At 68.9% G+C, this 12,031-nt stretch carries 13 protein-coding genes and 3 pseudogenes; 9 read left to right on the forward strand and 7 right to left on the reverse strand.

What is annotated here, in order from left to right; translation table 11 throughout:
* Window positions 1-138 (forward strand): annotated as a pseudogene (locus tag IG99_RS48400) (IS630 family transposase); the annotation flags it as partial.
* Here the strand turns inward: IG99_RS48400 and bla are convergent.
* Window positions 135-1,001: a class A beta-lactamase gene (gene bla / locus IG99_RS42345; RefSeq protein WP_234312160.1), complete on the reverse strand. Its 867-nt coding sequence runs from the start codon at window positions 999-1,001 to the stop codon at window positions 135-137. The pseudogene IG99_RS48400 and the gene bla sit on opposite strands and share 4 nt — an antisense overlap.
* Before the next feature lie 123 nt (window positions 1,002-1,124).
* Here bla and IG99_RS51185 point away from each other — a divergent pair.
* Together IG99_RS51185 and IG99_RS42350 are read left to right on the forward strand one after the other, a co-directional pair.
* Window positions 1,125-1,300, forward strand: a pseudogene (locus tag IG99_RS51185) (transposase); the annotation flags it as partial.
* A gap of 173 nt (window positions 1,301-1,473) precedes the next feature.
* The gene (locus IG99_RS42350) at window positions 1,474-2,433 is read left to right on the forward strand and encodes a DUF1152 domain-containing protein (RefSeq protein ID WP_037684222.1); all 960 of its coding nucleotides are present in this window, start codon (window positions 1,474-1,476) and stop codon (window positions 2,431-2,433) included.
* A 221-nt stretch (window positions 2,434-2,654) separates the two neighbouring features.
* Here the strand turns inward: IG99_RS42350 and IG99_RS51190 are convergent, their stop codons facing one another.
* From IG99_RS51190 to IG99_RS42360, 3 genes are read right to left on the reverse strand one after another with little or no spacing between them, the layout of a single operon-like run.
* Window positions 2,655-2,987: a DUF6207 family protein gene (locus tag IG99_RS51190; protein WP_324606173.1), complete on the reverse strand. Its 333-nt coding sequence runs from the start codon at window positions 2,985-2,987 to the stop codon at window positions 2,655-2,657.
* Window positions 2,988-3,006: 19 nt separating this feature from the next.
* Window positions 3,007-4,125, reverse strand: a complete 1,119-nt coding sequence (locus tag IG99_RS42355; protein ID WP_037684203.1) for a fatty acid desaturase family protein — start codon at window positions 4,123-4,125, stop codon at window positions 3,007-3,009.
* Window positions 4,126-4,132: 7 nt separating this feature from the next.
* Window positions 4,133-5,194, reverse strand: coding sequence for a ferredoxin reductase (locus IG99_RS42360; RefSeq protein WP_037684204.1), 1,062 nt, complete (start codon window positions 5,192-5,194; stop codon window positions 4,133-4,135).
* A gap of 87 nt (window positions 5,195-5,281) precedes the next feature.
* Between IG99_RS42360 and IG99_RS42365 the strand changes: the two genes are divergently transcribed.
* The 3 genes from IG99_RS42365 (at window position 5,282) to IG99_RS49360 (ending at window position 7,301) form a co-directional block, all read left to right on the forward strand.
* Window positions 5,282-6,421, forward strand: coding sequence for a PucR family transcriptional regulator (locus IG99_RS42365; protein ID WP_037684206.1), 1,140 nt, complete (start codon window positions 5,282-5,284; stop codon window positions 6,419-6,421).
* Between the two features lie 218 nt (window positions 6,422-6,639).
* On the forward strand, window positions 6,640-6,903 hold the full coding sequence (locus IG99_RS49355; protein WP_037684211.1) for a hypothetical protein: 264 nt from the start codon (window positions 6,640-6,642) through the stop codon (window positions 6,901-6,903).
* The gene (locus tag IG99_RS49360) at window positions 6,900-7,301 is read left to right on the forward strand and encodes a hypothetical protein (protein ID WP_037684213.1); all 402 of its coding nucleotides are present in this window, start codon (window positions 6,900-6,902) and stop codon (window positions 7,299-7,301) included. Before IG99_RS49355 ends, IG99_RS49360 begins: the two co-directional genes overlap by 4 nt.
* 342 nt (window positions 7,302-7,643) lie before the next feature.
* Here IG99_RS49360 and IG99_RS42380 read toward each other — a convergent pair whose 3' ends face one another.
* Complete coding sequence (locus IG99_RS42380) at window positions 7,644-8,057, reverse strand: VOC family protein (RefSeq protein WP_037684214.1); 414 nt, start codon at window positions 8,055-8,057, stop codon at window positions 7,644-7,646.
* Entirely contained in the window at window positions 8,054-8,638 is a 585-nt protein-coding gene (locus IG99_RS42385) for a dihydrofolate reductase family protein (protein ID WP_037684217.1), read from the reverse strand. The genes IG99_RS42380 and IG99_RS42385 overlap by 4 nt, the downstream gene beginning before the upstream one ends.
* A 488-nt stretch (window positions 8,639-9,126) precedes the next feature.
* Between IG99_RS42385 and IG99_RS42390 the strand changes: the two genes are divergently transcribed.
* The 3 genes from IG99_RS42390 (at window position 9,127) to IG99_RS42400 (ending at window position 11,369) form a co-directional block, all read left to right on the forward strand.
* Complete coding sequence (locus IG99_RS42390) at window positions 9,127-9,498, forward strand: MFS transporter (protein ID WP_051866600.1); 372 nt, start codon at window positions 9,127-9,129, stop codon at window positions 9,496-9,498.
* 882 nt (window positions 9,499-10,380) lie between these two features.
* Window positions 10,381-10,689, forward strand: a complete 309-nt coding sequence (locus IG99_RS42395; RefSeq protein ID WP_234312161.1) for a hypothetical protein — start codon at window positions 10,381-10,383, stop codon at window positions 10,687-10,689.
* Window positions 10,686-11,369: a restriction endonuclease gene (locus tag IG99_RS42400; RefSeq protein ID WP_037684218.1), complete on the forward strand. Its 684-nt coding sequence runs from the start codon at window positions 10,686-10,688 to the stop codon at window positions 11,367-11,369. The genes IG99_RS42395 and IG99_RS42400 overlap by 4 nt, the downstream gene beginning before the upstream one ends.
* 336 nt (window positions 11,370-11,705) lie before the next feature.
* Here the strand turns inward: IG99_RS42400 and IG99_RS51195 are convergent.
* Window positions 11,706-11,897: pseudogene (locus IG99_RS51195) on the reverse strand (hypothetical protein); the annotation flags it as partial.
* Window positions 11,898-12,031: the final 134 nt, after the last annotated feature.

Below are 12,031 nucleotides of genomic sequence, written 5' to 3' on the forward strand. Positions count from 1 at the left end.
GCCCTCGAACGCGACATCCGCAGCCGGCTCGCCGACTGGAACGAACACCCCAGGCCGTTCATCTGGACGAAGACCGCCGACGAGATCCTCGACAAAGTAGCCGCCTACTGCCGACGAATCTCCGACTCAGGTCACTAGCGCAGGACGTCGGCCAAGACGACTGCGGTGTCTGCGATCAGTTTGTTCTCCGGTGTGGCGTCCTGGTCGAACTTGCGGGACATGATGGAGAGGATCAGCGGGGTGCCGTCCTGCGTCCAGGCGATACCTGCGTTGTTGTTTGTGGCGTAGGAACCGCCACCTGTTTTGTCCGCGACGGTCCACGAGGACGGCAGACCCGCGCGCAGGCGGGTGTTGCTGGTCTGGTTGTGCAGTAGCCAGTGGGTGAGCAGTGCGCGGTCGGGCCGGGTGAGCGCGTCGCCGAGGACGAGGCGGGCGTAGGTGCGGCCGATCGCGTGCGGGGTGGTGGTGTCCGTGATCCGCCACGGCTCGCCCGAGTTCAGCTCCGTCTCCCACCGGTCCAGCCGGGTCACCGGGTCACCGAGGGAACGGGCGAAAGAGGTGATCGCGGTGGGGCCGCCGAGTTCGCGCAGGAGCAGATTGCCCGCCGTGTTGTCACTGTGGCGGATTGCGGCGTCGCACAGTTCGGCGATCGTCATGCCTGTGGCCAGGTGATTTTTTGTCACGTCCGAGTTGTCGAGCAGGTCGGCCGCGGTGTAGTGGATCCGGCGGGCCAGCACCTCGCCGTCGCGGTCGAGGTCGCGCAGCACCGCCGCGGCGGCGAGCGTCTTGAACAGCGAACAGATCGGGAACAGCGTGTCGGCACGGTGCCGGATCGTTTTCCCAGTACGGACATTGTGGGCGTAGACCCCCAGCCGGGCCCCGTAGTGCTCTTCCAGCGCGCGAAGACGGCCGGTGACACCGTACGTCGCGTGGGCGGGCGCGGTCGTGAGCAGGGCTGTGGCGGTGGCCGTACCGGCGACAAGCAGCGTGCGACGGCTCATCGCAGAGGTAAGAGGGCCGCTCGTGCGTAACATCGTGCACTCCTTCATCAACGTGCGTCAGCAGTTCCGTCAGTGATCGACGCAGCGCCTGGCGCCTTGGTTGCATCCAGGGGAGGGGCGATCGTGTGGGCGGACGGCGTGCACCTCAAGGTCTGCCTGGGCCAGGCGCACTCCTGCGTCCTGGTGCTGAGGGGGGTGCGGCCGGACGGCACCGAGGAACTGATCGCACCATCGCGAGGGCCCGCAAGTCCGCCGAGTCCTGGGCCGACGTGCTGCGGGACTGCCGGCGGCGCGGCATGATGCGAACTGCTGCAGATGTCTCATGAGCGGGCGCCAGTCAGGGCCAGTACCGCAACAGGCTGACGTTGGACGGTCAAGACCGGGAGGTCTGGACACCGGTTGCTTCGTGGCTGTGTCGTCGGGGCGGGGAACTCGGGGGCGCCCGGGGCCGGGTTCTCGGACAATGATGGTCATGACCTCCCTTTGTTCCAACCCGCTGTTCTCCCGGCTCGCCGATGCCGAACGCATCCTCGTCGCGGGCGCGGGTGGTGGCTTCGACATCTACTCCGGGCTGCCGTTGGCTCTTTCCCTCCTGCATCAGGGGAAGCAAGTGCACCTCGCGAACCTGTCCTTCAGCGCACTCGCCGGTCTCCCGCTCGATGACTGGATCGCCCCGGACCTGGCCGCCGTCACTCCCGACTCTGCTGTGCACCAGAGCTACTTCCCGGAGCGGATCCTCGCGCAGTGGCTGAGCCGGCACGGATACCCGTGCACCGTGTACGCCTTTCCCCGGACCGGGGTACGCCCGTTGCGCGCCGCCTACCAAGCACTGATCGATCTGCACTGCGTCGACGCCGTGGTGCTGGTCGACGGCGGTACGGACATTCTGATGCGTGGTGACGAAGCCGGGCTCGGCACTCCAGAGGAAGACCTGACCAGTGTGGCGGCGCTGGCCGCGCTGAACGGCATACCGACCCGGCTCGTCGTGTCGGTCGGCTTCGGTGTAGACGCTTACCACGGCGTGAACCATGTGCAGGTTCTGGAGAATATCGCCGCGCTGGAGCGCGACGGCGCGTACCTCGGTGCGTTCTCGATACCGCGCGCCACCCGTGAGGGCGCTCTCTATCTTGACGCGGTGGCACACGCTCAGCACCACACCCCGGAGCACCCCAGCATCGTGAACGGTTCCATCGCGGCAGCCGTGCGCGGCTCGTTCGGTGACGTACGGTTCACTGACCGCACCCGGGACAGCGAGTTGTTCGTGAACCCGCTGATGTCCCTGTACTTCGCTTTCGACCTCCCAGGCCTGGCAGCCCGCTGCCTCTACTTGGATCGGATCGAGGACACCCATCTGATGCGCCAAGTCCATTCAAGGATCGCCGAGTTCCGCGAATCCGTAGTGACTCGCCCGCCCCGCCGCTTCCCGCATTAGTCAACGGCTGACCAAATGAAGCCGCGCCGCAGTGCGACACCAGATCGGTGAGACATACCGGCAGGCCGCACCGCCGTCCAGCGCGGTCGTATCCGACAACTGCGCGGCCCCGGCCGCAACCTTCGCGAACGAGGCCGTCATGTGCGCGCCGCGCCCGGAGCGCGGCAGCACCCGGACGCCCGCGTGCGTGGAGAGCTGGGCACGGCAGCCATCACTTCGGCTCACCTGCCCGCCCCGCGAGCAGCGCGGGGTCGGACCCGGGGGCGGCGAGCATCGGTTTTGGCGGTGTCCGCGTCACAGCCCATGCCTTCCACCCAGTCCGCCCGTCGGCAAACCGAGTGCGCGTGGCCCCCGGCTGCCGACCCGACCATGGCAGGCAGCGCACTGCAACACCTCGCCGGGGGCTGTGTGCTGAGCTCCTGTCGCAGGTCCAGGCAGCGCAGCCGGACCCTGGGCTGGCGCGGATCCTGTCTCGTACGGTTGGATGTCGCGGTCGCCCACCGTCCGCGACGGATCTCACCGGACCCGGCGGTGCCGCCGGTCGGCCGGGAGATCTGAAACCAATACCAAGAATCAGGCGGCGACGAGCTCCTGCTCGCGGTCCGGCGTTTTGACCTCGGGCTTCTTGTTCGGCAGCGAGAGCCGGAAGACCTTGCGCCACGCGGAGAACACCTGCTGGGGGAGTGGCCCGGTGACGTACTCCAGCTCGTACTTTTCGAACAGTGCGCGCACCTTCACCGCGACCTCGGCGTACCGGTTGCTCGGCAGGTCCGGGAACAGGTGGTGCTCGATCTGGTGCGACAGGTTGCCGGTCATGAAGTGCATGGCCCTGCTGCCGCTGATGTTCGCCGAGCCCATCATCTGGCGCAGGTACCACTGGCCGCGCGTCTCGCCCTTGATCGACCGGCGCTCGAAGACCTGCACGCCCTCGGGGAAGTGCCCGCACATGATCACCGAGTGGGACCAGATGTTGCGGACCAGGTTCGCGGTGAACGTGGCGGCGAGCGTGGGCAGGAACGACGGGCCCGACAGCAGCGGGTGGATCACGTAGTCCTTGAGCACCTGCTTGCGGATCTTGCGGCCCACGGCCTTGGCCCGCGCGCGGAACTCCGGGTTCTTGCGGCGGCGCTTGTGCAGGTTCTTGCCGAGCTCCAGGTCGTAGGCGGCGATGCCGTACTCGAAGAAGCAGGCGTTGAGGAAGTTCCACAGCGGCTGGCCGAGGTGGAACGGGTGCCACTTCTGGTCCTCGTCGACGCGCATGATGCCGTAGCCGAGGTCGTTGTCCTTGCCGATCACGTTGGTGTAGGTGTGGTGCAGCTCGTTGTGCGAGTGCTTCCACTGGTCGGCCGGCGAGACGTGATCCCATTCCCAGGTGGTGGAGTGGATCTTCGGGTCCCGCATCCAGTCCCACTGGCCGTGCAGGATGTTGTGGCCGATCTCCATGTTGTCCATGATCTTCGCCACGGACAGACCGGCGGTGCCGATCAGCCACGCGGGCGGGAAGAGCGAGAACAGCAGCACGCCCCGGCTGACCAGCTCGAGCGTGCGCTGCGCCGAGATGACCTTGCGGATGTAGGCGGCGTCCTTCTCGCCGCGGCCGGCGATCACCTCGTCGCGGATCGCGTCCAGCTCGCGGCCGAGCTCCTCGATCTGCTGCGCGCTCAGGTGGGCGGTGGGGTCGATGGCGGTCAAGATGCTCCTACCGTTCGATGTCGCAGGGGCCCGCCGCGGCGGACACGCAGGTCTGGATGAGGACGCCCGGCTCGGCCTCGGTGATCTCGCCGGTGCGCAGGTCGCGGACGGCGCCCGCCTTGAGCGGCGTGACGCAGCCGAAGCAGATGCCCATGCGGCACCCGGACGGCATGAGCACGCCGGCCTGCTCGCCGATGTCCAGCAACGGCGTGGCGCCGTCCGCGTCGACGGTCGTGCCGGTGGTGCTGAACGTGACCTCGCCACCGCCACCGTCACCGGCGACGACAATGCTGGGGCGGAAGCGTTCGGTGTGCAGGCGCTCTGGGATGCCGTGCCCGGCCCAGTGCTTTTCGGCGGCGTCGAGCAAGCCCGCGGGCCCGCAAGCCCAGGTCTCGCGCTCGGCCCAGTCGGGCACGAGTTCGTCGAGACGGGCGATGTCGAGCATGCCGTCTGTGGCGGTGTGCACCTCGGTGAGCCGCAGCTTCTTGTCCGCGACCAGGTCGTGCAGATCGTTGCGGAAGATCACGTCGTGCGGCTGTGGCGCGCAGTGGACCATGACGACGTCGTCGAGCTCGATGTCGCGCAGCATGCCCATCACAGGCGTGATGCCGCTGCCGGCCGTCAGGTAGAGCACCTTGGCGGGTTTGGCCTGCGGCAGCACGAAGTCACCGGTCGCCTGGTCGAGCTGGATCAGCGTGCCCGGTTTCACCTTGCGGACCAGGTGGTTGCTGACCTTGCCGTCCGGGATCGCCTTCACGGTGATCGTGACGCGGCCGTCCTGGCGGTTCGTCGGCGAGGTGATGGAGTAGGCACGCCACAGGCGCACCCCGTCGACATCGACCCCGATCCGCACGTACTGACCGGCCGAGTGGCCGCGCCAGCCCCGTCCCGGCCTGATCACGATGGTCGCGGCGTCACCCGTCTCGGGGTGCACGGCCTCGATGCGCCCGCGCAGGTCAGCGCCCGCGCGCAGCGGGCTGACCAGGTCGAGGTAGTCCGACGGCAGCAGCGGCGTCGTGACCATCTCCAGCAGTTTCCACGCCCTGCTGCGGAGGGCTGCACTCGTCATGACTCCAGCTTGCTGCGCCTCAAGGAGTAAAGTCCTGACCGCAGGACGTAAATCTGGTCGGCTGAATTGTTCGCAGGGAACAAAAACGTGAACCATGCAATCCAGAGGGCCAGCGAACTGGCCCTGAATGAGACGACGGTCACGGCGCTTCGGGCCGCGCTGAAGTCCACCGCCGACGAGGTCGTCCAAGCGATCATCGACGAGGTCCCTACCTACGCAGGCGCCCTTTCGGGCCGCATGGGCGGCACCATCCGCCGAGCCGTCCGCACCGCCCTGGGGCACTACCTGGACCTCGCGAGCGGGAACGCCACGGGCGGCGACGCCGGTGACGCAGCCTACGAGCTGGGCCGCGGCGAGGTGCGCGACGGGCGGTCGATGGACGCCCTGCTCAGCGCCTACCGCGTCGGCGCCCGCGTGGCCTGGCGATGCCTGGCAGCGGGTGCCGTACCCGCAGGTCTGCCCGCCGCCGAGGTCGCCAAGTTCGCCGAGCTGACCTTCGCCTACATCGACGAGCTCTCCGCCGCGAGCGCCGCGGGCCACGCCGACGAACTGGCCGCCCGGGGCCGGGCCCACGAGCGCCACCTGGAACACCTGGCCCGCGACCTCCTCGCCGGCGCGAGCCCCAACGTGCTGCTGGCCTCTGCTCAACGGGCCGGGTGGCAGCCTCCGGTTTCGCTGACCGCGGTCCTGCTGCCCGCCGCCCAGGCCCGGCCTGCCTACCGCGTGCTCGACCCGAGCACCCTCGTCCTCGACGACCTGCCGGACGCCACAGGTGTGCTGCTCGTCCCCGATGCCGACCGATCACATCTCCTGCGGCAGCTGACCGACCGCACTGCCGTGGTCGGCCCGGCCCGGCCATGGACTGATGCGTCCGCCTCGTACGCACGAGCCGTACGCGCGCGATCCCTCTCCTCTGATATTCGCGACACCGATGAACACCTGCCCGAGCTGGTGCTGAGCGCCGACGGGGACGCGTTCGCAGACCTGCGTGCACGAGCCCTCGCACCGTTGCGGACCTTGCCTGTCGCGACCGCACAGCGGCTGGAGGAGACGTTGCGGGCGTGGCTTCTGCACCAGGGCAGGCGGGAGGAGGTGGCGGCGGCGCTGTTCGTCCATCCCCAGACAGTCCGGTACCGGATGTCGCAGCTACGGGAACTGTTTCCGGATCTCGCATCGCCACACCGGGTCCTTGAACTGACGCTGGCAGTCGGTCTCCGGAGCAGCTGACGCGTACTTCGACCGCCCACGGCCACGTCGCGAGCGGTCCAGGAATCGTGCCCGGTTCCCGGTGCCCTCAGCTGGCTCATGCGGCCCGGGGAAGAGCGGCATGAGCCAGCTGAGACCGGGGTCGATGTGAAGACCGGACAAGACCTCGCAAAGCCCGCCGGAGGCGCTGTCGCTGAGAAGCACGGTGGCGGATACGGCCCGACTGGATCCGGTGGACGATGCGCACCGGCCCGCTCGCCGACGCGCTCATCGAGCACCTGATCGGTGATCTGGGCCGCTATGCCCTGGAAAACAGCTTTCATATCGTCGTGGACGGCACTGTCCTGGCACAAGCTCACCCACGGGCGCGCGGCGGGGCGGCCAGGCCGGGTCACCAGGGGCGGGGGGCCGAGCCGCTCGCGTCGGCGCCCGGCGCGGGCGAGTGCGTCGACGAGTTGCTCGCGGCTCATATTGCTCGCGGCTCATCTTGGAGCGGCCCGTGACGTTCTGCTCGGCGGCCTTCTGGTACAGCTCCGCCTTGCTCAACTGCCGCAGCTCGATCTTTCCCGCACCACGCCGGCTGCGGGATGCGGCCGAGGCACGGGCCGTCTTCGGCGGCGCCCTCCTGGCGGCGCTCTTCCTCGCCGCCTTCGCCTGGGGCTTCTTCGCCGCCTTCGCGGGGGCCTTCCGCGCCGCTTTGCGGACAGGGCCCGGCTTCTCCTGCCGCGGTGCGGCGGCCGCCTTGGCCCCGCCCCCGCGGGCCTTGGCGATGCTGCCCTGGAGGACCTCCATCAGGTCGACGGCATGGGTGGCCGCCGGCGGCTCCTCCTCCGACGTGATCTCCTTGCCGTCGGCCTTGGCCCGCACCACCTCGCGCACCTTCTCCTGGAACGTGTCGTGATACCGGGCCGGCTCCCACCGCCCGCTGAGGGTGTCGACCAGCTGGAGCGCCATGTCCAGCTCCCTTGTGGCGAGGGATGGGCTCTCAACTCCAGCGATCAGCGCGTCCAGCCCTGCCTGAATGAGCCGGTCAGACCCGACGTGCCTACGAAATGCCCTCGCACGCGCGATGTGTCTGAGCCTATCGAGGGCTTCGTCGCGGGCCATTACAGTCCTCTCGGCCGGTATCTGGGAGGAGGCTTGCCCATCCGCCGATGCCGGCGCGAGTAATCGTCAAGACCTGCGGATGGGGCGGGATGTCTCCTGGCGTTGCGCCGCAGTCGCGCCGAAGACCGTGGCTGCCTCAGGCGAAGTCTGCTGCAGTGATGCCGTCGGGATGTCCGGACGGCCACTCCACCAGCTCGATCCGGTAACCGTCCGGGTCCGTGAGCCACGACGTCTTCGGGCCATGAGGGCCGCCAGGGTACTGGAGGGGTTCGCAACTCACGCCGGCTTCGGTCAGCGTCTCCAGGGTGGGGGCAAGCCTGTCCACTTGGATCGCGAGGTGGTCGAAACCGCTGCCCACGTCGACCGGTCCGTCGCCGGGGCGGTGGACCAGTTCGAGCGAGGCCGCCGGTTCGTCGGGAAACTTGAGGATCACCAGGCGAGCCCCGTCGCCGACCTCGACCCTGCCCAGTTCGGCGTAGCCCAAGGCGGTGTAGAAACCGAGCGAGCGGTCCAGGTCGGTGACGCGGTAGGAAACGAAGAGCGTCTTCACGCGGCCTCTTCGGGTCGGTGCACCCGGTAGCGCAGATGGGTGACGTCTCGGTCCTCGAGCCGTCGGACGAGGTCGAGTTCGATGTGATCGCCACCCAGGTGGGCGAACAGCCGTCGGCCGTCCCCGAGGAGGACCGGAACCAGGTGGATCTCCATCTCGTCCACCTGCCCGGCTCGCAGAAGTGCTTGGGCCGCCCCCGCCCCGTGGACCATGACCGGCCGGTCCCCTGCGGCTGCGCGAGCCCGACGGGCGCAGTCCTCGACATCGGTGACGAAACGCGCGTGGCCCGGTGGCACGTCCCCGTCATCCACCTGGTGGGTGAGTACGAAGATCGGCACGCCGTCGTGATGGTCGCCCTGCCAGCGCCCGGCGAGTTCGAAGGTGCGACGGCCGCAGACCACCGCGCCGGTCGCCAGCGCCTCGCGATAAACCTGCCCGCTGGGACCGTCGACCTCCCGGTCGTCGAGCCAGTTGAAGAGCCGTCCACCGTCGCGTCCGAGCTCCTGCCCCGGCCGATCGTCCGGCCCGGCGATATAGCCGTCGAGCGACATCGACATGTACAGCCGAATCGGATTGTTCATCCTGGCCTCCACCTCTCCTCCATGACACCGCCATCGGCGTTTCCCGATCCGCCGACGGGACGGGGAGATGTCACAAGGAAGACTTCAGCCAACCGGCAAACTCATCGGCCCCACGCGCCGGCCTGCAGCCGCGCTGAGCAGGGCAGGAGCCCTCACCCGTGGATCAATTGAGATCGTTCAGGCCGCATGGCTCTCATGGCTCTCAAAGCGTTCGGCGAGGTGGCCGCGCTCGAAGCGGGCTCCGGCACGGACCAGGGCGACGAGGTGGGTGCGTTCACGGCCCGCCACCGCCCCCATATAGTCCGTTGACGGGCGCGCCGCCCAGTCCCGACGATCAGGCGCATCTCTGCCGCCCTGGCGCCCCTGTGTCACCGTCCCTTCCGTCACCTCTTCATCGGCACGACGGCCAACCTGCTCGGCAACGCGGTGGCACCGATCGCCCTGGCCTTCGCCATGCTCGATGCCACTGGCTCGGTCGGCTCGCTCGGGTGGTGGTCGGCGCCCACTCCCTCACCAGCATCCTCTTCCTGCCGTGGGGCGGGGTGTTGGCGGACCGGCTGCCGCGCGGTCCGCTGCTGGCCGGCAGCAGCGTGGTCAGCGCCGCGAGCCAGGCGGTGGTCGCCGCCCTGGTCCTCACCCACAGCGCCGCCGTCCCCCTGCTCATGGTGCTCGCCGCGGTCAACGGGGCGTCAAGTTCGTGCTACCAGCCCGCCGCCCAGGCGCTGCTGCCCCAGGCCGTGCCGGCCGAGTCCCGCCGCGCCGCCCTCGCGCTCTGCCGGATCGCGGGCAGCAGCGCGATGATCGCGGGCGCCTCACTGGGCGGCCTACTGGTCGCCGCGGTCGGCCCCGGCTGGGGGTGAGGTGGTCGGCGGCTCGGGTGGTGTCTTTGCCGACGATCAGCTGGGGCAGGGCGTCACCCCAGTCAGCAGGCGCTACACGGTCAGGATCGCCTACCGCCACCGAGGCAACCCCCGCGTGAACGTCATCGACCCGCCTCTGGCACTGCACCCGGATCTCGACTGCAGGCCCCCGGCGCCCAGACAGATTGACAGGACAGGCAGCACGGCCGGCGGACCGGCACCGATCCCCTCTCGACGGGCTCGGCCGCGCCGTGGCGTCGCGCTCCTTCGGCGGCCGTCAGTTCTCCCCACCGCGGGGCGTGAGGAGGAGAAGCTCGGTGAAGTACGTGTCGTCCTCGGCGACGATCAGGTCCGCGGCCTTGCGTGGTCTTGATTGCTCTGCAACAGGGTCCGCGGCCAGCGCTCGTCGCCGACCTGGACGGACTCGATGTTCTTCGTCGAACCATCGTGCCGTGAGGATCTGGGGCAACTGCCCCGCTGCTCGACAGAACGGGGAGCCTGCATCGTGACATCCCCACGGGCAACACCGGAAAATGGCGCAATCCGCCACTGCCGGTCGGTGTGACCGGCCGCGGCGCTATCGTTCCCTGCACACCTTATGGACTGGTCCCGGCCGCCTTCTTCTCTGGTCAAAGCCGCCTTCGAGGGAGAACCGGGAGGGACGGGCCGGCCCTGCGGGCGCAAGCGGCCGGGGTGCCGCTCGGCGACCGACACCGCGTACGGGTGGCGTGAACTGGCCCTGAAATAAGCGTAGTTGGACGCGTTCGGATGTGTCGTTGTCAGTGGCGGCCACCAGCATGGTGTGCGACAGGGGACGTGACGACAATCTGGGGGGACCACATGCCGTTCGTGCGGCCATACGTGCGCTCTGACGGGACGCCGGTGCGCGGACATACCCGGTGGGCGCCGGGTGCGCGCCGGGAACTGACCATCTTCGCCTTCGCTGCGCTGGTGGTGCTTGGGTACGGCAACAGCGCGGACGCCGGTGACGCATCCGGTACCCGGCCCCAGCCACGGGTCTCCTACCCGGTCCGCTACGACCGTCCCGTTACCGGGGAGCAGGGTCGTGCGGTGCCGAGCCCGACCGTGTCGTACCCGATCAGGTTCGACACCCACGCGCCCCGCAGGGCTGTGCCCACGCCGACCGTGTCGTACCCGATCGACTTCTCACGCCTGGGGAGCGGACGGTGACCCGGCGCAGGCCCGTCCGTCGGTCGCGTCGCAAGCAGCAGGACGACATCCAGTTCGTTCTGGTGGCGGTGATCGCGGCAGGGGCGATCGCTCTCGTGGTAGCGGTGGTCCACTGGCTGCTGGTGCGCTGGTGGTTGCTGCTCGTGGCGGCTGTTGTCGCCGTCCCGGTCGGCATCGTGTGGTGGCGCCGGCGGGCGGAGCGCATGCGCTGGGAACAGGCCCGGGCGCGCGCTCTGCGCTACGGCCTGGCCCAGCTGGACGCTCTCTCCCACCGCCAGTTCGAGTTCGCCGTGCGGGACCTGATGCTCCGGGACGGCTGCACGGATGCAATCCAGGTCGGCGGGCAGGGAGACCTGGGTGCGGATGTGAAGGCGACCGACCCGCTGGGGCGCCGCTGGGTGATCCAGTGCAAACATCGCCGCGGTGGGGAGCGCGGCGCCGCCGTGGGCACCCCGGAGCTGCAGGTCCTCAACGGCACGGGCCGCCCGGTTCACCGGGCCGACGTAGTGGTGATGCTGACCAACGGCAGGATCACCCAGCCCGGCCGCGCCTTCGCTCGTCAGCAGCGCCTCCACCTCGTCGACCGCCAGCTGCTGGGATCCTGGGCGTCGCAAGGCCGGCCCCTGTGGGAACTGCTGACCGCGCTTCCCGCGCCCCGCAGGCCCTCCTCCCTCTCCTGAGCGGATCTGCTGAAGGCGCCGCCACCGCATGCAGCAGGCCCCGCAGGGGGCAACCTCTCCGTATGGCACTAAGTTGGGCAACTCACCAGATTGGGGGCCGGATGTCCGAGCCCTGGTGCAGGATGAAGGAACTGCGCTCCGCCTCCGTGCGGGGAGCCACGGTCGGGGTCTGCTGCTTCAATGGGGGCATTCGTGTTCCAGCGTCATCTTCACCGTCACGATGACGTCAATCTGGTGATGTCCGCGCTGGGGGACGATCCCCAGTGCCTGCCGGTCCTGCTCGCATCAGGTGCGACACTGCGCCGGGACGTGGAAGTGGTTGTCGTGCAGGGCGAGTGTTCTGCTGTGCTGCCAGGTGTGGTCGTTGAACGGCTGGTGGACGTGGTCGCGGTGGATCCACGGAATCTCAGTGAGCTCACCGTCGGGCAGGCGGATCCAGATCTGGCGGACGTCGTGGGGGTTGTGGTGGATCTCCCATTTCCCGCCTCGGCCGGCGACCGGGGAGGGCTGGCCGCGGTGGTGGGCTAGTGACCTGAGTCGGAGATTTGTCGGCAGTAGGCGGTTACTTTGTCGAGGATCTCGTCGGCGGTCTTCGTCCAGATGAACGGCCTGGGGTGTTCGTTCCAGTCGGCGAGCCGGCTGCGGATGTCGCGTTCGAGGGC

It is taken from the genome of Streptomyces griseus subsp. griseus, assembly GCF_000720255.1.
GTDB lineage: Bacteria > Actinomycetota > Actinomycetes > Streptomycetales > Streptomycetaceae > Streptomyces > Streptomyces griseus_I.

Bases quoted from the DNA above. Each gene is read 5' to 3' on its own strand.
- IG99_RS42385 (WP_037684217.1), bottom strand. From the start codon at position 8,638: ATGAACAATCCGATTCGGCTGTACATGTCGATGTCGCTCGACGGCTAT.
- IG99_RS42350 (WP_037684222.1), top strand. From the start codon at position 1,474: ATGACCTCCCTTTGTTCCAACCCGCTGTTCTCCCGGCTCGCCGATGCC.
- bla (WP_234312160.1), bottom strand. From the start codon at position 1,001: ATGAGCCGTCGCACGCTGCTTGTCGCCGGTACGGCCACCGCCACAGCC.
- IG99_RS49355 (WP_037684211.1), top strand. From the start codon at position 6,640: ATGCGCACCGGCCCGCTCGCCGACGCGCTCATCGAGCACCTGATCGGT.
- IG99_RS42360 (WP_037684204.1), bottom strand. From the start codon at position 5,194: ATGACGAGTGCAGCCCTCCGCAGCAGGGCGTGGAAACTGCTGGAGATG.